The organism is Neorhizobium sp. JUb45, assembly GCF_004343585.1.
Lineage (GTDB): Bacteria > Pseudomonadota > Alphaproteobacteria > Rhizobiales > Rhizobiaceae > Neorhizobium.
Map to the genome: position 1 here is coordinate 800,548 of NZ_SLYW01000001.1, position 20,880 is coordinate 821,427.

At 61.6% G+C, this 20,880-nt stretch carries 21 protein-coding genes; 10 read left to right on the forward strand and 11 right to left on the reverse strand.

The features are described from left to right. Positions 1 to 8: 8 nt before the first annotated feature. Positions 9 to 998 (reverse strand): glutathione S-transferase family protein, encoded by a 990-nt coding sequence (locus EDF70_RS03875; protein WP_132271997.1) that lies wholly within the window; start codon positions 996 to 998, stop codon positions 9 to 11. Between the two features lie 260 nt (positions 999 to 1,258). On the opposite strand from EDF70_RS03875, the gene EDF70_RS03880 reads away from it, so the two are divergent. Then, entirely contained in the window at positions 1,259 to 1,774 is a 516-nt protein-coding gene (locus tag EDF70_RS03880) for an N-acetyltransferase (RefSeq protein ID WP_132271998.1), read from the forward strand. Between the two features lie 80 nt (positions 1,775 to 1,854). Then, a complete protein-coding gene (locus EDF70_RS03885; RefSeq protein WP_132271999.1) occupies positions 1,855 to 3,168 on the forward strand; it encodes an MFS transporter in 1,314 nt (437 codons plus the stop codon). A gap of 40 nt (positions 3,169 to 3,208) precedes the next feature. Here EDF70_RS03885 and EDF70_RS03890 read toward each other — a convergent pair whose 3' ends face one another. Then, a complete protein-coding gene (locus tag EDF70_RS03890) occupies positions 3,209 to 4,183 on the reverse strand; it encodes an MBL fold metallo-hydrolase (protein WP_132272000.1) in 975 nt (324 codons plus the stop codon). Positions 4,184 to 4,273: 90 nt separating this feature from the next. On the opposite strand from EDF70_RS03890, the gene EDF70_RS03895 reads away from it, so the two are divergent. Further along, positions 4,274 to 5,251: a LysR family transcriptional regulator gene (locus EDF70_RS03895; protein ID WP_132272001.1), complete on the forward strand. Its 978-nt coding sequence runs from the start codon at positions 4,274 to 4,276 to the stop codon at positions 5,249 to 5,251. A 12-nt stretch (positions 5,252 to 5,263) separates the two neighbouring features. Here EDF70_RS03895 and EDF70_RS03900 read toward each other — a convergent pair whose 3' ends face one another. From EDF70_RS03900 to EDF70_RS03920, 5 genes are all read right to left on the reverse strand, one after another. After that, entirely contained in the window at positions 5,264 to 5,683 is a 420-nt protein-coding gene (locus EDF70_RS03900) for a GNAT family N-acetyltransferase (RefSeq protein ID WP_132272002.1), read from the reverse strand. Between the two features lie 122 nt (positions 5,684 to 5,805). Beyond that, positions 5,806 to 7,872, reverse strand: a complete 2,067-nt coding sequence (locus EDF70_RS03905; protein WP_132272003.1) for a hypothetical protein — start codon at positions 7,870 to 7,872, stop codon at positions 5,806 to 5,808. A gap of 12 nt (positions 7,873 to 7,884) precedes the next feature. Further along, positions 7,885 to 10,758: a DUF4159 domain-containing protein gene (locus EDF70_RS03910; protein WP_132272004.1), complete on the reverse strand. Its 2,874-nt coding sequence runs from the start codon at positions 10,756 to 10,758 to the stop codon at positions 7,885 to 7,887. Further along, positions 10,755 to 11,699 (reverse strand): DUF58 domain-containing protein, encoded by a 945-nt coding sequence (locus EDF70_RS03915; protein ID WP_132272005.1) that lies wholly within the window; start codon positions 11,697 to 11,699, stop codon positions 10,755 to 10,757. The genes EDF70_RS03910 and EDF70_RS03915 overlap by 4 nt, the downstream gene beginning before the upstream one ends. Before the next feature lie 25 nt (positions 11,700 to 11,724). Then, positions 11,725 to 12,738 carry a MoxR family ATPase gene (locus EDF70_RS03920; RefSeq protein WP_132272006.1) on the reverse strand — a complete coding sequence of 338 codons (1,014 nt, stop codon included), beginning with the start codon at positions 12,736 to 12,738 and terminating at the stop codon, positions 11,725 to 11,727. Positions 12,739 to 12,921: 183 nt separating this feature from the next. Between EDF70_RS03920 and EDF70_RS03925 the strand changes: the two genes are divergently transcribed. The 3 genes from EDF70_RS03925 to EDF70_RS03935 are packed head-to-tail and all read left to right on the forward strand — an operon-like array spanning position 12,922 to position 15,451. Continuing rightward, entirely contained in the window at positions 12,922 to 13,545 is a 624-nt protein-coding gene (locus tag EDF70_RS03925; RefSeq protein WP_132272007.1) for a DUF1285 domain-containing protein, read from the forward strand. After that, a complete protein-coding gene (locus EDF70_RS03930; RefSeq protein ID WP_132272008.1) occupies positions 13,542 to 14,177 on the forward strand; it encodes a CoA pyrophosphatase in 636 nt (211 codons plus the stop codon). The genes EDF70_RS03925 and EDF70_RS03930 overlap by 4 nt, the downstream gene beginning before the upstream one ends. After that, a complete protein-coding gene (locus tag EDF70_RS03935) occupies positions 14,174 to 15,451 on the forward strand; it encodes a CCA tRNA nucleotidyltransferase (protein WP_132272009.1) in 1,278 nt (425 codons plus the stop codon). Before EDF70_RS03930 ends, EDF70_RS03935 begins: the two co-directional genes overlap by 4 nt. Here EDF70_RS03935 and EDF70_RS03940 read toward each other — a convergent pair. Beyond that, complete coding sequence (locus tag EDF70_RS03940) at positions 15,448 to 15,639, reverse strand: DUF1059 domain-containing protein (protein ID WP_132272010.1); 192 nt, start codon at positions 15,637 to 15,639, stop codon at positions 15,448 to 15,450. The two genes, EDF70_RS03935 and EDF70_RS03940, sit on opposite strands and share 4 nt — an antisense overlap. A 194-nt stretch (positions 15,640 to 15,833) precedes the next feature. Between EDF70_RS03940 and EDF70_RS03945 the strand changes: the two genes are divergently transcribed. Together EDF70_RS03945 and EDF70_RS03950 are read left to right on the forward strand one after the other, a co-directional pair. Further along, entirely contained in the window at positions 15,834 to 16,088 is a 255-nt protein-coding gene (locus tag EDF70_RS03945; protein ID WP_132272011.1) for a type II toxin-antitoxin system prevent-host-death family antitoxin, read from the forward strand. Further along, entirely contained in the window at positions 16,085 to 16,357 is a 273-nt protein-coding gene (locus EDF70_RS03950) for a Txe/YoeB family addiction module toxin (RefSeq protein WP_132272012.1), read from the forward strand. Before EDF70_RS03945 ends, EDF70_RS03950 begins: the two co-directional genes overlap by 4 nt. Positions 16,358 to 16,370: 13 nt before the next feature. On the opposite strand, the gene EDF70_RS03955 is transcribed toward EDF70_RS03950, so the two are convergent. Both EDF70_RS03955 and hemF read right to left on the reverse strand, forming a co-directional pair. Then, positions 16,371 to 16,634: a hypothetical protein gene (locus EDF70_RS03955; RefSeq protein ID WP_132272013.1), complete on the reverse strand. Its 264-nt coding sequence runs from the start codon at positions 16,632 to 16,634 to the stop codon at positions 16,371 to 16,373. Positions 16,635 to 16,737: 103 nt separating this feature from the next. Next, positions 16,738 to 17,652 carry an oxygen-dependent coproporphyrinogen oxidase gene (hemF, locus tag EDF70_RS03960; protein ID WP_132272014.1) on the reverse strand — a complete coding sequence of 305 codons (915 nt, stop codon included), beginning with the start codon at positions 17,650 to 17,652 and terminating at the stop codon, positions 16,738 to 16,740. A 155-nt stretch (positions 17,653 to 17,807) separates the two neighbouring features. Between hemF and EDF70_RS03965 the strand changes: the two genes are divergently transcribed. Further along, positions 17,808 to 18,065, forward strand: a complete 258-nt coding sequence (locus tag EDF70_RS03965; RefSeq protein WP_165931931.1) for a hypothetical protein — start codon at positions 17,808 to 17,810, stop codon at positions 18,063 to 18,065. Positions 18,066 to 18,068: 3 nt separating this feature from the next. Here the strand turns inward: EDF70_RS03965 and EDF70_RS03970 are convergent, their stop codons facing one another. Next, entirely contained in the window at positions 18,069 to 18,527 is a 459-nt protein-coding gene (locus EDF70_RS03970) for a tRNA (cytidine(34)-2'-O)-methyltransferase (protein WP_132272015.1), read from the reverse strand. Positions 18,528 to 18,929: 402 nt separating this feature from the next. Here EDF70_RS03970 and EDF70_RS03975 point away from each other — a divergent pair, with 402 nt between their 5' ends. Next, on the forward strand, positions 18,930 to 20,780 hold the full coding sequence (locus tag EDF70_RS03975; protein WP_132272016.1) for an ABC transporter ATP-binding protein: 1,851 nt from the start codon (positions 18,930 to 18,932) through the stop codon (positions 20,778 to 20,780). Positions 20,781 to 20,880: the final 100 nt, after the last annotated feature.

Genomic DNA, 20,880 nt, shown 5'->3' on the forward strand with positions numbered 1-20,880 from the left:
GCAATCCGCTACTTCACCTTGCCGACACTTTCGCGTGTGTGCGGCAGGGTGAGGTCGATTTGGGGACCGACCGGCACGATGCCGGTGGGATTGATGGTTTTGTGGCTGCGGTAATAATGGCCCTTGATATGCTCCATGTTCACCGTGTCGGCGATGCCCGGCTGCTGGTAGAGATCGCGCAGATAACCTGAGAGATTGGGGTAATCGGCGATACGGCGGATATTGCACTTGAAGTGGCCGACATAGACCGGATCGAAACGGACAAGAGTGGTGAACAGCCGCCAGTCTGCTTCCGTGGTTTTTTCTCCGAACAGGTAGCGGCTTGAGGAAAGCCGGGTCTCCAGCATATCCAGAGTTTCGAAGAGTTTGACGACGGCCTCTTCATAGGCCTCCTGCGTGGTGGCGAAACCGGCGCGGTAGACGCCGTTATTGACCGTTGCATAGATCACCGCATTGAGCGCATCGATCTCATCGCGCAGCTCGGATGGATAAAAATCGTCGGTCGAGCCGGTCAGGCCGTCGAAGGCGGTGTTGAACATGCGGATGATTTCCGCGCTTTCATTCGACACGATGGTCTGCTCTCGCTTGTCCCACAGCACCGGCACGGTGACCCGGCCGGAATAGTGCGGATCGGCTTTCAAATAGATCTGGTAAAGATAGTCGAGACCATAAAGGGTATCGCCGGTGGCGCCTGCGGGCTTTTTGAACTCCCAGCCGTTTTCCAGCATCAGGTAATCGACGACTGACACCGAGATCAGGTCTTCCAGCTTCTTCAGCTTGCGAAAAATCAGCGTGCGGTGAGCCCAGGGACAGGCGAGCGAGACATAGAGGTGGTAACGCCCGGCTTCGGCCTTGAAACCTTCGCGGCCGGTCGGACCAGCCGAGCCATCCGCGGTCAGCCAGTTGCGGAACTGCGATTGCGACCGCTCGAAACGGCCCTTGGTGGCTTTCGTATCATACCAGACGTCCTGCCACTTGCCGTCGACGAGCATACCCATGATGAAATTCCTTCCGTGTTCTGCTGCATAGATACGACAACGCAGGCAGATATCGAGGCGCGAAATTGCGAACAGTGAGTTTTGTGTTGGACGGACGAAAAAAATCCTGCTAACCGCGTTTTCACAAATTTCTGGGAACCATCCATTCATGACCGAGCCAAGAGCACTGCGACGACGCTGATCCTTCGACAAGACGCTTCAACAGGCGTCAACGAGATCACTTGTCCTGTCCGCTCTTATTTCTACGGCTTCGGTTCACCATGGCTCCGCAACTTCTCGAAAAGCACGACCTCGTTTATCTCACGGAAGACGCGTCTCACGACGACGTCATCGAACTGATCAATGCCGAGGCTTTTGGCCCCGGCCGGTTCGTCAAGGCGGCAGCGCGTATCCGTGAGCAGGGGCCGCATGACCGTTCGCTGTCTTTCGTCTGCACCGATTACGGCGAAACCATCGGTTCGGTGCGGATGACGCCGGTTCTGGCCGGCGGCGTCAAGGCGCATATGCTCGGGCCGCTGGCCGTGCGGCCGTCGCACAAGAACCGCGGGATTGGCCGCGAACTGGTGCGCATCGCCATCGAGGCGGCACGGCGCAAGGGGTCGGAAGGTGTCATCCTCGTTGGCGACCCGCCTTATTACATGCCGCTCGGTTTCGTGAAGGTCGCCTATGGCGCGCTCGAATTTCCCGGCCCTGTCGATCCCGGCCGCGTGCTGATCGTGCCGATGGCCGACGACATTGCCGAACGCCTGAAGGGCAAAATCGGCTGGCGCCCGTAAATCAAACCCTCTAAATCTTGCCGGGCATCAGGTCGGGCGAAATGTCGCCGACGGTGAATGCGTGCCGAGGGGGCTTTGGAATGACGGGAATTTCCATCGATGCGGCTTTGGATCGGGCAGGCACGGGCGCCTATCAGCGCCGCCTGCTCGGCATATTCGGCCTTGTCTGGACAGCGGATGCAATGCAGGTTCTGGCGGTCGGTTTTACCGCCGCCTCGATCGCCACAAGCTTTGGCCTGACCATACCGCAGGCACTGCAGGCGGGCACATTGTTCTTTCTGGGCATGCTGATCGGTGCTGCCGTCTGCGGCAAGCTGGCCGATCGTTATGGCCGCCGCCGGGTTCTGATCTTCACCGTCGCCTGCGATGCGCTGTTCGGTACGCTGGCGATTTTCTCTCCTGATTTCACCAGCCTGATCGTTCTGCGTTTTCTCACCGGCTTTGCGGTCGGCGGCACGCTGCCGGTCGATTATGCGATGATGGCGGAATTCCTGCCGGCGAAAAACCGTGGCCGCTGGCTGGTCATGCTCGAAGGTTTCTGGGCGGTCGGCACGCTGATCGTGGCGCTGACGGCCTGGGCCACCAGCCTTGCCGGGTTGGAGGATGGCTGGCGTTACATCCTCGCCGTCAATGCGGTGCCGGCCATCATCGGTATCGGCCTGCGTTTTCTGGTGCCGGAATCGCCGCTCTATCTGTTGCGCAATGGACGCGGTGATGAGGCCAAAGTGGTTATCAACCGCATCCTCGCCGGCAACGGCAAGCCTGAACTCGGTGCCGATATCAGTCTCGTCAAGCCGCCGGTGGTGAAGAGTGTCGGCCTATTTTCGCCAAAACTGCGCCAGCGCAGTGTCATGATGCTGGCGATCTGGTTTCTGGTGTCGATCTCCTATTACGGCGTCTTCACATGGATGCCGCCGAAACTTGCGGCCGATGGTTTTGGTTTCGTGCGTGGTTACGGTTTTCTCGTGCTGGTCGCACTGGCGCAATTGCCGGGTTATGCGCTCGCCGCCTATGGCGTCGAGGCCTGGGGGCGGCGGCCGACTTTGGTGGCCTTCTGCCTGCTGTCGGCTTTCGGTTGCCTGCTGTTCGTGATCGCCGATGGCGGTTTTCTGGTCGCCGCGGCGCTGCTGCTGATGAGCTTTGCGCTGCTCGGCACCTGGGGTGCGCTTTACGCCTACACGCCGGAACTCTATCCGACGGCCTCGCGTGCCACCGGCATGGGGGCGGCGGGGGCTATGGCGCGGCTTGGCGGTCTTCTGGCGCCGTCGGTGATGGCCTTTGTCGTGTCCGACGGGCTTGGCCTTGCGATCGGCGTGTTTGCCGGCCTGCTGGTACTGGCCGCTGCAGCGGCGCTGATGATCGACGCCGAAACCAAGGATGTTTCGCTGTCGTGATCTGATCCGGGCACCGTCTGCTGACGGTGCCCGTTTCCGTTCAGTAGCTGGCTTTATAGACCAGCGGTACCCATTCGTAATTCGTTTCGTCGCGGCGGACATGGCCGATGCCGGGGAAGGCGTGGTGCGCGCCGGCCACCAGATACTTTTTGTCTGCCGCATCCGCAAAAGCGAGAGCGCGGCTTGCTGCCGCCGCCTTCTGATCGACGTCGAAGGACACGGTGATTTCCGGGTGATCATATTGCAGCACGTCGCCATGGGCGATGTCGCCCCAGAAGATGATATTCTCGCCCTTGCTCTCGACGATGATGCCGCTGTGACCCGCTGTGTGACCGGCATGCAGGACGGAACCGAAGCCGGGGATCGGTGCGGCATTGTCGGCAAAGGTCTGGAACTTTCCGGCTTCGACATAAGGGCCGACGGATTTTTCGGCCTGGGTGATCTGCGGGCCGAGTGTCTTGTCGGCCTTGGCTTTGGCATCCGCCTTCAGCCAGAAATCGGCTTCGCGCTGGTTCACATGCAGGATGGCGTTTTCGAAAACGCGCTTGCCGTTGATGACGAGACCGCCGGAATGATCGGCATGGATATGGGTGAGGATGACGTCGTCGATCTCCGATGTCTTGTAGCCCGACGCTTCGATATTGGCGACGAGTTTGCCGAGCGATGGCCCCATCAGGTCGCCGGTGCCGGCATCGATGAGAACCAGCCGTTCACTGGTATTGACGAGGAAGGCGTTGACCGAGGTCTCGCTGTCGCCGGCCTGAAAATGACCTTCCAGATAGGTCTCGGCGTCAGCCTCCTTGATGTTCTTGTAGATCTTCGCCATCGGCAGTTTGATGGTGCCATCGGACAGTGCTGTGACTTCGTAATCGCCGAGTTTCAGGCGGTAGAAGCTGGGCACTTGTGTGCCGATGATGGCAGCCTTGGCGAAGGCGCTGACGGGCAGGGCGGAGATTGCACCGGCGGCCAATGCCAGGCCGGCGGTGTTGGTGAGAAGCGAGCGACGGGTCTGCATGGAAAACTCCAGATCGATTGATAGGCGGTCTTGAACTGACCTGGAGAGCACGTATGTATCGGTGCATCAGCAAACAAATCGATCCGGCTCATGACAACTATCGATCATTTCAATCTGCGCTGCTTCGACCTCAACCTGCTCGTGGCCTTCGATGCACTGATGGCGGAGGGCAGCGTCACCAAGGCGGCGAAACGGCTGAAAATCCAGCAGCCGGCGATGAGCCATTCGCTGTCGACCTTGCGAGTGCTGTTGCAGGACGAGCTTTTCATTCGTGTCGGTCAGGTGATGCAGCCGACGGCGCGGGCACGCAGCCTTGCCGTGCCGGTGCGCCACGCTCTGCGGCAAGCACAGCTGGCGCTGACCGGTGGACTTGCCTTCGATCCGGCGACCGAGGAGCGGACGTTTCGGATTGCCATGTCGCCGGAAATCGAGCTGCTGCTGATCCCCGATCTTACGGCACGGTTGAGACGGCTTGCGCCGGGCATCAAGGTTTTGGCGCGGGTTTTTCCCTATGAGGCGATGGAGCCATCGCTGGAGGATGGCAGCATCGATCTGGCGGTCGGCTGCACCTATACGAAAACCAGCCGTCGCTCGTTCGAGGCGCTTTACGATGTCAAATTCGCCTCCTGCTACAATCCTGCCTTGCTGTCGCTGTCGAACCCGATCGCGCTCGACGACTATCTGGCCGCCGAGCATGCCACCATCACCCAGAACGAGACATTGCAGGGCTGCATCAAGGATGCGCTGGATCTGGCCGGCGTCGAGCTGAACGTGGTTGCGGCGGCGCCCGGTTACATGTCGGTTCTGTCGGCGGCGCAGGTCAGCCCGGTGATCGCAACAGTGCCGAGCCGGATTGCCGAGCGTTATGCGCCGCTGCTCGGGCTGGAGGTCAGCCCGCTGCCGGTACCGCTGACCTTTCCGGCAGTCAGCATGGTTTGGGCCAACCATGCCGATGGCGACCTTGCCAATGCCTGGCTGCGTCAGCAGATCCGCGAGGTTATCGGCGGCGAGGATGAGCAGACCGGCGTGGTGCCGACCGTTGTGACGCGCGCGTTGAAAACGGCCTGAAACCCGGTCGCGTCAGAAGCGTTTGGACAACCACGTGACGCCATTGCCGGCGGTGAAAGGCCCGACTTCGCCGGCGATCTCGTAACCGTATTTCCGGTAGGCGGCGACGGCATCCGGGTTCATGCTGTCGATATAGGCGCCGATGCAGCCGCGGGCTTTTGCCTCTTCTTCCGCCTTGGCCAGCAATTGCCCGGCAAGGCCCTGACCGCGCAGGTTTTCGGGGATGAAGATCAGCTGCGTATAGAGCCAGCCGCGTGCTGTGCGGCCAACGAGGCCACCTTCTACATTGCCATCGGCATCGCGCAGGAAGATGCCGAGCTTTTGCAGATCCGACGGGCCGAACCGCTCGAGATTATAAGCGACGAGAGGGGCTTCGACCGCCTTTTCCTCTTCCGGCAACCAGTCTTCGGTGATGGTCAGTTCGATGGTCATGCTCTCTCCCCTCATCGATTGCCGAAGGGCGATAGCAGAGAGGTGAGGCGGCCGTAAAGGCTGTGGCTTTCAACGGACAAAAGAGAGAAGCCGGCCCGCCGCGACGGCAGGCCGGTAAAACGTTAGCGGCCTTCACGCCACCACATGGCCGAGACGGCCATCAACAGCGCGGCGAGACCAGCAAAACCGGCAAACAGCGGCAGCGTGTTGATGCCGCGCAGCACGGTTTCGTCCGTCATGCGGATGGTCATGCGATTGGCATCGGCCACCCGCACAGCACCGCGAACGGGCAGAATGTCGGGTAGGCGGATGCCGTCCTCGCTGGCGACGCGGGTGACGAGGCCGCGGGTTTTTTCCGCGTATGGGGCGAGCGTCTGTTCGGTCGAGACCATCGCCTTGAACTCCGGCGCATCGACCGCACCGACATGTACCAGCGTCGAAAACTCGCCGTTGGACACTTCGAACAGGCCGGTTTCATCCATCCGTTTTTCGAGCTTGTAGAGGCCGGGGCCGGATTGGGTGAAGGGCAGGCTTTCGGTCTTGCCGGACGGATATTTGACTGTTGCCGGGCCCGGATCGTCACCGATCGTCTGGCGGGTGGCTTCCAGCGTGCGACCGGAGGCGCGGGCGGTGAGTGCCTCTTCTTCCAGTTCCGGTTCCTTCATCAGCCAGTGGGCGATGCGGCGATAGAGATCCACATGCGGGCCACCGCCTTCGAAACCACGCGCCCACAGCCAGCCCTGATCGGAGAGCAGCATGGCGACGCGGCCTTCACCCTGTCGGTTGAGGACGAGGAGGGGGCGGTCGCCATCGCCTTCCATCACCGTCTGGCCACGCGGCGGCGCGACATCGACGGTGCGAAACCAGCGGCCCCAGGCCGGCGGGTTCTGCGTTGAGCCTTCGAGGCCACGGGTGACCGGGTGTTTCTGGCCAGCAGCCGACAGGTGCGGGTAGAAACCTGCATTGTGCATCTCGCCGGTCGGCGAGGCGGGCAGGACCTGTTCCAGCGGCGTCGAGGCGATCGAATCCTCGCCGGCATGTTCGGGACCGGCGGCAATCAGCAGGGCGCCGCCCTTTTCGACATATTGCGAAATGTAATCGTAATAGAGGATCGGCAGCACGCCGCGGTGTTTGTAGCGGTCAAAGATGATCAGGTCGAAATCGTTGATCTTTTCGACGAACAGTTCGCGGGTGGGGAAGGCGATCAGCGACAGTTCGTTGATCGGCGTGCCATCCTGCTTTTCCGGCGGGCGCAGAATGGTGAAGTGGACGAGATCGACAGAGGCGTCGGATTTCAACAGGTTGCGCCAAGCGCGTTCGCCCGCATGCGGCTCACCGGAGACCAGCAGCACGCGCAGGTTCTGGCGGATGCCGTCGATGACGTGGACGGCGCGGTTGTTGGCGGTGGTGACTTCGCCGGGAATGCCGGCGACGGAAAATTCCATCACGTTGTTGCCGCCGCGCGGCACGGTGAAGCTGAACGGCGTTTCCGCACCGGGAGCCGCTTGAATGATGGCGACCTGTTCGCCGTTGATGCGCACCGTCACCTCGGCCGAGCCACCCTGTTGACGGCCGTCGTCGAAGACGCGCAGCGTCATGTCCTGACGTTCGCCGACAATGCCGAAACGCGGGGCTTTCACCACTTCGATGCGACGATCGTATTCGTCCGGCTGGCCGGTGATCAGGCCGTGGATCGGCGCGTCGAAACCGAGATCCTGATTGATGCCGGGCATATCGTGGATCTGGCCATCGGACAGGAAGATGGCGCCGCCGACGCGGGCAGGGGGGACATCCGACAATGCTGCGGAAAGGGCGCCGAACAGTTGTGTCGAGGGGGAGTCTGAATCCGGGTTGTCGTTGACCTCGACGATGCGCGGTTCGATGCGCGGGAAACGCGACAGGCGTTCCTTCAGGCCTTCCAGCGCCCGATTTGTCTGCTCAGTGCGGTTGGCTGTTTCCTGGCTCTGCGAGCGGTCGACGATGACCGGGACGATGGTCGAAAGCTGTTCGCGGTCTTCCTGTGTCAGAAGCGGATTGGCGATGGCGAGCAGCAGTGCGACGAGCGCAAGAGCGCGTAAAAGAGAACCGCGCAGGCCGCGCAATAGGCTCAAGACCACAAGGATGGCGGCAAACACGCCGAGGCCGGCAAGGATCGGCCATGCGAAGAAGGGGGAGAATTCGATGGTCATCGGCAGCTCCCTTTATTGTCCAAGACGTTCGAGCAGGGCGGGGACATGCACCTGGTCGGCTTTGTAATTGCCGGTGAGCATGTACATCATGATGTTCACACCGCTTCTGAAAGCGTGCTCGCGCTGCATATCGTCCGGCGGCACCGTCGGAAGCACGGAATTGCCCTGCGCATCCACCGCCCATGCCCCGGCAAAGTCGTTGCCGGTGATGAGGATCGGCGTCACGCCGTCGCCGGAAGACGAGAGGCCGGTGCCCTGATTGCGGGCATCCTGACGCGCCTCCACCCAGAGCGGGCTGCCATTGTAACGGCCGGGGAAATTGTTGAGCAGATAGAAGGAACGGGCGAGAACGTGGTCGCTCGGGGTCGGCTCCAGCGGCGGGATGTCGATATTGGCGAGGATCGCCTGCAGGCGTTCGCCGTTGGGGCTGGTGCCGCCGCTATCGAGCGAGCTGAACTGGTCGCGCGTGTCGAACAGAACCGTGCCGCCGCTGCGCATATAGGCATCGATGCGGGAAATGGCGGCCGCCGACGGCATGGGCGCGGTGGCGGAGACCGGCCAGTAGATGATCGGGTAGAAGGACAATTCGTCCTTGGTGATGTCGACGCCCACCGGCGCTCCGGGCTCCAGCGTGGTGCGATAGGTCATGAACTGGCTGAGGCCATCCAGGCCCTGTTCGGAAATACGGTCGACATCGCCTTCGCCGGTGATGACATAGGCGAGATGGGTGGTGTCGAGGCGCTCGAGGATGGTGTCGTCGCCGGGTTTTGCGTGTTCGATCGGGGCGTTCGGATCGGGCGCGGACTGGGCGGGTGCGGATTGTGCCGGTGGCGCGGGCGGCGTCTGGGCATGGGCATCACCCGGCTGAGCGAAGGCAATCGCGCCGGCGAAGACTGCGAGCATGGCAGCGGCACGACCGGCGCGCGGCAGGCGGGCGAAACCGCCATTCATGAACAGCACGATCAGCGTATCGACAAGCAGCATGAAGAAGGCAGCGGCAAACAGGAGAGGGCGCAGCGACCACGCTTCACCACCGGCAAGCCCCTGCCGGACGATCGGGAAAACGGCGGACGAGGGGTCGAAGGGCGAGAGCGTTGCGTTGGGTGCCAAAAGGTTCACGGCGGTAAAACCTTCCTCCGAACCATAAAGGCCGGGCGGATTGTCGAGGCTGGCAATCGGCGTGGCGCCGACCTTGATGGCCAGCGGACGGGCGCTGCCGACTTCGGTCGACAGAATGCCGTCAGCCGTGAGCAGGCGGTAAGGCGGCAGGGCTGCGGCCGTCGCACCCGCTTCCGGCGGGGCGGCGCCACCGGCGCGCGACAGTTGCACGAGACGGCGCAGCATTTCGACGAAATTGCCGGAGATCGGCAGGTTCGACCATGTCGCATCGGCGCTGACATGGAAAAGAATGATGCGGCCGGCCTCGACCTCACGCGTCGTCACCAGAGGCGTGCCATCGGCAAGGCTTGCCCAGGTGCGCTCGTTGAGATCGGGCGTCGGTTCCGCCAGAACCTGACGGCGCACGGTGATGTCGGCTGGCGGGGCCATGCCGGCGAAGGGGCCGAAATTGGGGAAGGCGGCGAGAGGCTGCGGATCGGCCCAGGACATGGCGCCACCCAGCGCGCGTTCGCCCTGACGCAGGCGCACCGGCACAAGCGGATCGTCAGCCGGGGCCGCGGCAAGGCGCGGGCCGGCAAAACGGATCAGCGTGCCGCCACGGTTCAGCCATTGCTGCAGCGGCGCATAACTTTCCTCGGGCAGGCGACCGACATCGGCCATGACGATGGCCGACGGATTGCTGGTCAAGATTTCGCGCAGCGATGCGGCAAGATCGCCACCGCGCGGCTGTATCAGGTCCGCATAGGGTTCGAGCGCTCGGCTGATATAATAGAGTGGCAAAAGCAGCGGCTGAAAGTCATTGCCGCTGTCGCCGGAGAGAAGGGCGATGCGGCGGCGCTTGAAACCGTCGTCGAGCAGATGCGTGGCACCAGCCGTGGCAATGCCCTCGACCGACAGGCGGGCGAAATCGTTGCGCAGTTCGAACGGGGCGTTGATAGTGGCCGTCGCGGTATTGGCGCCGGCTGCGAAATCGAGTGTTCCCGTTGCCAGTGAGCGGCCCTGCTGGTCGAGCGCATTGACGGAAAAGTTCTGGGCGCCTTCGGTCTTCAGGCGTGTGGCGTTGACCGACATGGCGGCGGCATTGTTGGTGGCGCCGGTGACGGCGAGGGATTTCTGGCCGTCGCCTTCGATCAGCTGCATGTCGCGTGGTGACAGGCTTGCCAGCGCCGTCAGCATGTCGCCATCGGCAGGTGTGGCTATGCCATCCGAGAGGTAGGCGAGCGTGCCGGGCTGCGTGCCGTTCAATGCTTCGGTGACGGCGCGGGCGGCGCGCAGGCGATCCGGCACCAGCGGTTTCGGGCGGGCGGCGGCAAGATGTTCGCGGGCAACGGTGGCACTGGCGGGCACGGCGTCGTGGGTGGCTTCGGCGGTGAAGACCAGCGAGACCGGTATTTCGGCTTCGGCGGCGTCACTGATCATCAGGTCGGCGGTCTGCACGCGGCGTTCCCAGTCTTCTGCACTTGCCCAGCTGTTGTCGACGATCAGCACCAGCGGGCCGCCGGAGGCCAGCGGATTGCTGCGCGGGTTGATGACCGGATCGGCAATTGCCAGAATGACGGCGGCGGCCAGCAGGATGCGCAGCAGCGTCAGCCACCACGGGCTTTGCGCCGGCGTTTCCTCGCGTTTCAGGACGGTGGCAAGAATGCGCAGCGGCGGAAAAACTTCCGAACGCGGACGCGGTGGTGTGAGCCGCAACAGCCACCAGATGGCGGGCAGGGCGATCAGTGCGAAGAGGATGGTGGGGCTGGCGAAGGCGAAACCACTCATACATTCGCTCCTGCGCCAACGCCAGACGATGCATTCGGCACGATACGCGGCGGATTGCCTGAGAGGTAACCGTGCACGGCGCCGAGAGCCTCGGATGCCAGATGATCGGTGCGGTGTACGATAAAGCTCCAGCCCATGCGGCGCAGCGACTGGCCGAGATTTTCGCGGCGCGCCAGATAGGCATTGCGATAGATCTCGCGGACGGATTCGGCTCGGCCAGAGACCAGCTTTTCGCCGGTTTCGGGATCGGTGAATTCGGTGCGGCCGCTATAGGGGAAAATCTCTTCGGCCGGATCCGCCACTTCGATGACATGGCCGCGCAGGCCACGGCGGGCAAGCGGCGCGACGCGCTGCATGATGCGGTCGGCATCATCGAGAAAATCGCCGATCAGCACGATATCGCTGGCGCCACGGATCATCTCCGTTTGCGGCAGGCCGGTGGATGGCGGAGCGTGGACGAGCGCGGTCGCCAGCCGTTCGGCGGCGTTGCGGGCCGAGACCGGTTCCATGATGCCCGGACACCCGATGCGTTCGCCCGAACGAGCCAGCACTTCGGCGAGCGCCAGCATCAGCACCAGCGCCCGGCTTTCCTTGGAAACGGCCGCATAGGTGGATTTGTACATCATCGACGGCGACATGTCGGCCCACAGCCAGACGGTGTGGGCGGCTTCCCATTCCTTGTCGCGGATATAGGTATGGTCATCGCGGGCGGAGCGGCGCCAGTCGATGCGGGCGAGGCTTTCGCCATCCGCATAGGGCCGGAACTGCCAAAAATTTTCGCCGATGCCGCGCTTGCGGCGGCCATGCCAGCCGGCGATCACCGTATTGGCGATGCGGCGGGCCTCGACCATGCAATCGGGCACGAGGATGGCCCGCTGCCGGGCACGGCTGAGAACTTCTGCGCTCGGCGTCTGGTCGACGATCTCACCGATGGATGCCACGCGTACTCCTTTCGGTCGAACGGTTTTAGCCGCGGACCTGTTTTGCCAGACCGGAAACCACGTCACGCACGGTCATGCCTTCGGCGCGGGCCGAGAAGGTCAATGCCATGCGGTGCTGTAGAACCGGTTCGGCGAGAGCGGCGACATCGTCCAGCGATGGGGCGAGGCGGCCTTCATAAAGGGCGCGGGCGCGGGCGCACAGCATCAGCGCCTGACCGGCGCGCGGGCCGGGACCCCAGGCGACGTGGCGATCGGTCATGGTGTTGCCATGGCCGGGGCGGGCGGAGCGGACAAGCGAGAGGATAGCATCGACGACCTTGTCGCTGACCGGCATCTGGCGGATGAGCGACTGGATTTCGAGAAGGCGGGTGGCATCGATGACGCCGCGGGCCTTGGCTTCGGAAATGCCAGTCGTGCCGAGCAGGATCTGCCGTTCGGCGTCGAGTTCCGGGTAAAGCACATCCACCTGAAGAAGGAAGCGGTCGAGCTGGGCTTCCGGCAGCGGATAGGTGCCTTCCTGTTCCAGCGGGTTCTGGGTGGCGAGAACGTGGAAGGGGGCGGGCAGATCATACCGCTGCCCGGCGACGGTGACGTGATATTCCTGCATCGACTGCAAAAGCGCCGACTGGGTGCGCGGCGAGGCGCGGTTGATTTCGTCGGCCATCAGCAGCTGGGCGAAAACCGGTCCCTTGACGAAGCGGAAGGAGCGGCGGCCGGTTTCGTCCTGATCCATCACCTCGGTGCCGAGAATGTCGGATGGCATCAGGTCAGGCGTGAACTGGATGCGGTTGCCATCGAGGCCCAAGACGGTGCCGAGTGTGGTGACCAGCTTGGTCTTGGCGAGGCCCGGTACGCCAACCAGCAGCGCATGGCCACCGGAGAGGACGGCGAGAAGCGTGTTTTCGACCACCTGCTCCTGACCAAAGATCACCTTGCCGACTTCTTCGCGGATGGCGGCGATATCGGCGAGCGCCTTTTCGGCGGCGGCGATGATGGCTTTCTCATCGAGTGGAGTTTCTGTGGACGTCATCACACCCATTGGGTTCTCCATCTGTCGGTTTTTTCGCGGCTTCTGCGCAATGGCGGTTCGATATTCATATCGGGAATGCTGCACATGCGCACTATCGCAATGAACTTATTCCCAGTTTGACGGCTGACAAGCCGACGCTGAATGACTATCTCGTGACTCAATTGTCCTTAAAGGTCGAACCGGGACACAATCATGGCGACGGAACGGATAAATCAGGCGGCAGACGCCGCAGGTCTTGCAGCGATGATTTCGCGCGCCTCCGAGCAGACCGGCGACGGCAAGCGTGGCCTGCCGCCGGTAGAGCGCTGGAATCCGCCGTTTTGCGGCGATCTCGACATGGAAATCCGCGCTGACGGCACATGGTTCTACATGGGCACGCCGATCGGCCGGGCGCCGCTAATGCGGCTGTTTTCCACGGTTCTGCGCAAGGAAGACGACGGCAAAACCTATCTCGTCACGCCTGTGGAAAAGGTCGGCATTCGGGTTATCGACGCACCTTTCGTGGCGGTTGAGATGACGGTGACGCAGCGGGATGGCGTGACGGTTCTGACGTTCAGGACAAATGTCGGTGATGTGGTCGAGGCGGGTCCTGACAATCCGCTGCGATTCGAGATCGCTGGCGAAAATCGCGAGCTGAAGCCTTATCTGCTCGTTCGTGGCCGGCTGGAGGCGCTGGTTTCGCGCGCCGTGATGTATGATCTGGCCGAACTCGGCGAGACGGAAGAGATTGATGGTGTGTCGATGTTCGTGATCCGCTCGGGCGGCGCGGTGTTTCCGGTGATGCCGCAGGCCGAACTGGATGCGCTTGTCACATGACGCAATACCCGCTTTTTTCAGCAGGAGATTTTCGTGCGCGCGCGCAGGACCAGATGGGGCTGCCGCTCGAGGAAGCGTGGAATGCACACGGCGACCATGCGCTCAATCCGCTGTTCGTGGCGCGGGCGCAGGAACTGAAACTGCGGGATGCCGCCGTGCTGGTCCCGGTCGTTGACGATGGGGAAAAGGCGAGCGTGATCCTCACCCAGCGCACCACGACGCTGCGAAAACATTCCGGCCAGATCGCCTTTCCGGGCGGTTCGATTGACCCCGAGGACAGGTCACCGGAAGAGGCGGCCTTGCGCGAGGCGGAGGAGGAGATCGGTCTTTCGCGCCTGTTCGTGGAACCGGTCGGGCGTTTGCCGACCTATTTCACGCCGACAGGTTTTCGCATTACGCCGGTGCTGTCCGTCGTCAAGCGCGGTTTCGAGCTTGAACTCAATCCGGCCGAGGTGGCTGACGTGTTTGAAGTGCCTTTGCCATTCCTGATGGACGAGGCCAATCACCAGCGCGGCAGCCGTGTTCTTGACGGCGTCGAGCGACATTTTTTCCTGATGCCCTATGGCGAACGCAATATCTGGGGCATTACGGCCGGGATACTGCGCACGCTCTACGAAAGGCTTTATGCATGACCGGTCCCACCAACAAGAACATTGCCGACGAGGACTGGTTCAACAATCCGGCGCTGAAACGTGTGCTCGATCTTTTGAACGGTGATGGCGGCGAAACGCGCATCGTCGGTGGCGCGGTGCGCAACGCGCTGATGGGCTTAGCCATTCAGGATGTGGATCTGGCGACGACGCTGCTGCCGACTGATACGCAGGCGCGGGCGAAAGCTGCCGGCATCAAGTCGGTGCCGACCGGCATTGCCCATGGCACGGTGACGCTGGTGGTCGATGGCCAGCCATTCGAGGTGACGACGCTGCGACGCGACGTTTCGACCGATGGCCGCCATGCCGAAGTCGCCTTCGGGACCGACTGGCAGGCCGATGCCGAGCGGCGCGATTTCACCATCAATGCGCTGTATGCCGATCGCGAGGGCAATGTCGTCGATCTGGTCAAAGGTTTGGCCGATATCGAGACGCGGACGATCCGTTTTATCGGCGATGCCGCGACCCGCATTGCCGAGGATCATCTGCGCAGCCTGCGGTTCTTCCGGTTTTTTGCCTATTACGGTTCAGGCCGGCCGGATGCCGACGGTTTGCGTGCCGTTGCCCGCGCCAAGGACAAGCTCTCGACGCTTTCGGCCGAGCGCATCTGGGCCGAAACAAAAAAGCTGCTGACCGCCACCGATCCGTCGCGTGCGCTTTTGTGGATGCGCCAGACCGGCGTGCTTACCGAAATTTTGCCCGAAACGGAAAAATGGGGCATCGATTCCATTCATGGCGTTGTCGCCACCGAAGCTGCGCTCAATTGGAAACCGGATCCGCTGTTGCGGCTTGCGGCCATCGTACCGGTCGATGCGCCACGCCTTGCCGAAATGGCCAAGCGGTTGCGCATGGCCAATGCGGAAGCGGCTCGCCTGGAAAGCTGGGCAACGGCGCCGGCTCTGCCCGACGAGGTGACGGATGTCGGCTTTGACCGCATTCTTTATCGCTCGGGGCGTGATGGTCTGATCATGCAACTGAAGCTGGCGCTGGCTTCGGCACGCGCCAATGCCGAAGGCTACCCGATCGCAATGCGTAAGGCGGCGCGTCTTTCCGTGCTGTTGAAGCGAGCGGAAAATTTCGAGAAGCCCATCTTCCCATTGAGCGGTGGCGATGTCATCGCGGCGGGCATGGAGCCGGGACCAAAGGTCGGGGCGCTGCTGGCGGAACTGGAAACGCTCTGGGTGGAGCGCAATTTTTCCCTCGACCGGGCAGCGCTGACTGCCCGGCTGGCCGATCTAGTGGGCAAGGCGGATTAGGCCGCCTTGCTGCCCGCCTCATCACGAACACGGGCCTTGATATTGTCGACCATGTTTTCGCGGATGAATGTTTCGCCATGGGCGGAGCGCATGTGCTCGACGGCACGCCGCACCACCTCGGCATCCTCATCAGCCCGCGTATGCCACTCGCAACCGGGAACCAGCGTTCCGCATTCGAACAGTCTCATGATGTTTCCTCCTTGGATGGGGCAGGCGAGCGGTCTCGCGCGAGCCTGTCCATGAGGAAAACTAGCGTCGTGGCTGGAGGTTTCCATGCAAAAGCAAATTCAATTCAGGGCTGATGTTGGTCGCTGAGGACATCTTGACGCTTTATCGTGATTTACGTACATAAATCTGTACAGATTTTACAGCGGGTTTGAGCATGGCAAGTGTGCGCTTCACGGACTTCCGGCAGAATTTCGCCACGCATTTCGACACGGTTCTGGAATCGCGCGCACCGCTTCTGGTGACGCGTCAGGGCAAGGAATCCGTCGTCGTTCTTGCCGAAGGTGAATATGAGAGCCTGCAGGAAACGCTGCATCTGCTTTCCACGCCCGCCAATGCCGATCGCCTGCGCGACGGTCTCGAGCAGCTCCAAGGCGGACGGGTCGTCGAAAGAGACCCGACCGCAGAATGAAGCTGGTCTGGACGCTCAATGCCTGGGATGATTACGAGTTCTGGCAGAAGAACGATCCAAAGATCGTTGAAAAGATCAACGAACTGATCAGGAGCGCCAAACGCACGCCGTTCGCTGGCCCGGGAAAACCCGAGCCGTTGAAAGGCGATCTCACCGGTTTTTGGTCCCGCCGCATCTCAGGCGAGCACCGGTTCGTTTATCGCATGGCCGGTAGCGGTGATGACCAGCGTCTGGAAATCCTGCAATGCAGTTTCCACTACCGGAAATAATATCGTTTCGCCTCTACTCGGCCAGCGCCCAGGCATGAAAAACGGAACTGTGTTCCTTGGCGCCGGGTGGCTGAGCCACCGTCTGGTCATTGGCCGCCGGAAGGTGTGACGGTTTTCCGGCCAATTGGCGGCGCACCTGCGCGACGTAATAGGAATGCGGAAAATCCGGATCGCCCTTGGCCCTGAGATCGCGCGCCATACGGTCGATCAGTTCCTCGGTGGCGATGTTGCGTTCCGGCTTTTTATGCTGCTGCGGTATGCTCTGCGATGCGACCATTGCGACATCCTCCCTGTGCTACCGGCCTTGACAGCCGTCAGAAAGCTAGCACCAAGAGATGTGATTTGGATATCGCTTTTGTTAACTGATCGCTAAATTATGATCAGGGCCAGCGCACCATTGGCGGCAGTGACGACAGGATCGCCTCGACATTGCCGCCGGTCTTCAGGCCAAACAGCGTGCCGCGGTCGTAAAGCAGGTTGAATTCGACGTAACGGCCACGGCGAACCAGCTGTTCGTCACGATCGGCCTGCGTGAATTCCGAGTTGAAATTGCCGCGCACGATCTGCGGGTAGACCTTTTCGAAGCAACGACCGACATCCTGCACGAAGGCAAAGTTGGCGTCCCAGCCCCCCTTGTCCGCCTGCGGCGTCAGCCAGTCGAAGAAGATGCCGCCGATGCCGCGCGCCTCGTTGCGGTGGGGCAGGAAAAAGTATTCGTCGCACCATTTCTTGTAGCGATCGTAATCGGCGACGCCAGCATGGGCATTGCAGGTGTTTTCGAACACCTTGTGAAAGGACTGGCTGTCGGCGTCGTCCTGCGTGCGGCGACGGTCGAGCACCGGTGTCAGGTCGGCACCGCCGCCGAACCACTGGCTGGACGTCACCACCATGCGGGTGTTCATGTGCACGGCCGGCACATTGGGATTGACCGGGTGGGCAATCAGCGAAATGCCCGACGCCCAGAAACGCGGGTCTTCATCAGCACCCGGCATCTGCTTGCGAAAGTCTTCGGAAAACTCGCCATGGACGGTGGAGGTGTGGACGCCGACCTTTTCGAACACGCGGCCTTCCATCATCGACATGCGGCCGCCGCCACCGGCGCCGCCGTCGCGCTGCCAGTCTTTTCCGACGAAACGGCCGGGCGTGCGATCGGACAGAGGACCGGAGACTTCGTCTTCCAGCGCCTCGAAGGTGGAACAGATCGTGTCGCGCAGGCTCTCGAACCAGGCTTTGGCGGTTGCCTTCTTTTCCTCGATGCCCTCGGGCAGGCCCTTTGCGAGCTGCGGCCGTTCCATGTCGTTCCTTCCGGTGTCGTCCTGTTTGGCTTCCCGTTTTATGCTGCCACGTGAGGCGCGGTCCGGGAATGTCGTTGCGCAGCCTATAACGCTTTCAGAATCGACTCGCAAAGCCTGCAACCGCGCATTATCTTGCTTTGTGAAAGGTAGCGCGCATGACGATAACGAAAGTCCCGCCGCTCGACGGCCTGAAGCGCAGGATGGATCGCCATCGCCTTGGAAAGGCGACCGCGACAAATGGCCATTTCGTGCGCGAGACTTTTTGCCTCTCGAGGCCGGAAGCGCGCGAAAAGGCCAAGGAATGGTTCGATGCCTTTCCCAAGGCCGCTTACTGGACCGAAGTCGAAAGCTGGCGCCAGCTTGAAGGTGACCAGATCGAGTTCACCATGCGGCGTCTGCCGACCGCCGACTGACCTTCAGAAACCCGTCTGCCGCAAGGCCTCGCCGACGATCATCGCCGCCGACATGGCGACATTGATCGAACGCTGACCTTCGCGCATGGGGATCAGCACGCGGGCATCCGCCGCTTCATGGACAGTGTCCGGCACACCGGCGCTTTCACGGCCGAACAGAAGAATGTCACCCGGCTGGTAGGTGAAATCGACATAGGGCAGGGCGGCTTTGGTGGAGCCGAGCACGAGACGGCGGTTTTCACTCTGCCGCCACGCGTCAAAAGCCTGCCAGTTGACGTGGCGCACCAGCGATACCGAACCGAGATAATCCATGCCGGCGCGTTTCAGGTTGCGGTCGGAAATGTCGAAACCGGCCGGCTCGATGATGTCGACGCCGAAGCCCAGGCAGGCGGCAAGCCGCAGGATCGTGCCGGTATTGCCGGGGATGTCTGGCTGGTAAAGGGCGATGCGCAGGTCTGTCATGGATGATGTCCTTAAGCGAAAACGGTGTTTTGGCTCAAGTCCTGTCTTCGGCGGGTGACCTGTACCATTCTCGCCATGCAGGTTTTTCGGTTCAAATGCAGGCAGATGGGAGTTTTTTGACCAACTCCTGTGCGTTTGCTCTTTCCAATTTTTCTGGTTGACGTTACAAAACGCTCCAACCGAAACGCCAGCCAAGGAGGCCTACATGGATATGACCGTGCGCACACGCCTTCCGGCCCGAGTTCTTTCTGCTTGAGCGTTTCGCGGTTCCACTGAACTTTTTCCCATTCTGATCGTTGCGTGACCGTCACAAGGTCGCGATATCTCGTTTTCCGGCTGCCCGGCTTTCGCATGCGTCGATGATGTCTGTGAGTGAGCAGTCGCCGACTGACGGAGCTTTTTATGTTTTCCTGGTTCGAACGGCGCATCAATCCGTATCCGGATGCCGCCCCGACCCTGCCGCCGAAGGGGCTGTTTGCCTTCTGCTGGCATTATACCAAGCCGGTCTGGCCCTGGCTTGTGCTGATGTCGATCCTGACGACGCTGATCGCGCTCGGCGAAGTGGCGCTTTATCGATTTCTCGGCGATATCGTCGACTGGCTGTCTACGGCCGATCGCGAGACCTTTCTTGCCCGCGAAGGCATGAAGCTGGTGATGATGGCGCTGGTCGTGCTGGTCGCGTTGCCTCTGGTGGCGACGCTCAACTCGCTGATCATGCACCAGATCATGATGGGCAATTTTCCGATGGTGGCGCGCTGGCAGATGCACCGGTATCTGCTTCGGCACTCGATGACCTTTTTCGCCAACGAGTTTGCCGGCCGTGTCTCGACCAAGCTGATGCAGACATCGCTCGCCATCCGCGAAGTGGTGATGAAGATTCTCGACGTCTTCGTCTATGTCGCCGTCTATTTCATCTCGATGATCGTTGTCGTTGCGGCGGCGGATCTGCGATTGGCCGTTCCGCTGGTCGTGTGGATCATCGTCTATGGCCTGACGGTGTCTTATTACGTGCCGCGTCTGCGCAAGATTTCGGCGGCGCAGGCGGATGCGCGTTCGATGATGACCGGCCGCGTGGTGGACAGCTACACCAATATCGCCACCGTAAAACTCTTCTCGCATACCGGTCGCGAAGAGAGTTATGCCCGCGATGCCATGCAGATGTTCCTGGGCACCGTGCACGACCAGATGCGCAAGGTGACGATGTTCCAGGTGCTGGTCTATTTCTACAACTGCGCGGCGCTGTTTGCGGTCGCAGCTCTGTCTATCTGGTTCTGGCTGGACAGCGCCATTTCGATCGGTGCGATTGCCATCGCCATCGGTCTCGCCATGCGTATCAACGGCATGTCGCAATGGATCATGTGGGAGGTCTCGGCCTTGTTCGAGAATATCGGCACGGTTTATGACGGCATGGAAATGATGACCAAGCCGCATGACGTGACCGACAAGCCGGCGGCGCCAAAACTGAAAGTGCCGGAAGGTGCTATCGCCTACGACAACATCCGCTTCCACTACGGCAAGAACAAGGGTGTGGTGGAAAACCTGACACTCAATGTCGCTGCCGGCGAGAAGGTCGGTCTGGTCGGGCGTTCCGGTGCCGGCAAGACGACGCTGATGAACCTGCTGCTGCGGTTCTACGATCTGGAAGGCGGGCGCATCACCATCGACGGTCAGGATATTTCGGCGATCTCGCAGGAGAGCCTGCGCGCCAAGATCGGCGTGGTGACGCAGGATACCTCGCTCCTGCATCGGTCGATCCGCGACAACATCGCTTACGGTCATCCCGGTGCGACGGACGAGCAGATCATCGAGGCGGCAAGGCGCGCATCGGCTTGGGATTTTGTCGAGACGCTGGCCGACATGCAGGGCCGGACCGGTCTCGATGCCCATGTCGGCGAGCGTGGCGTCAAATTGTCCGGCGGTCAGCGCCAGCGTATCGCGATCGCCCGCGTGTTCCTCAAGGATGCACCAATCCTTGTGCTGGACGAGGCGACGTCGGCGCTCGATTCCGAAGTCGAGGCGGCCATTCAGGAGAACCTGTTCTCGCTGATGGAAGGCAAGACGGTTATCGCCATCGCTCACCGCCTGTCGACGCTGACCGAGATGGACCGACTGGTCGTGCTCGACAAGGGCAAGATCATCGAGACCGGCACGCATCAGGAACTGTCCGCCAGCGGTGGTATCTATGCCGATCTGTGGCATCGTCAGTCCGGCGGTTTCCTGGGTGATCACACAGAGGATGCGGCTGCGGAGTAGGTTTCTGCCTGTCTCTCTACTTGAAAAATAGCCCGTGACGCCTTGGTGTCGCGGGCTTTTTGCTGGTCTCAGTCGGGATGACGGGCTTCTGCCGAGGATG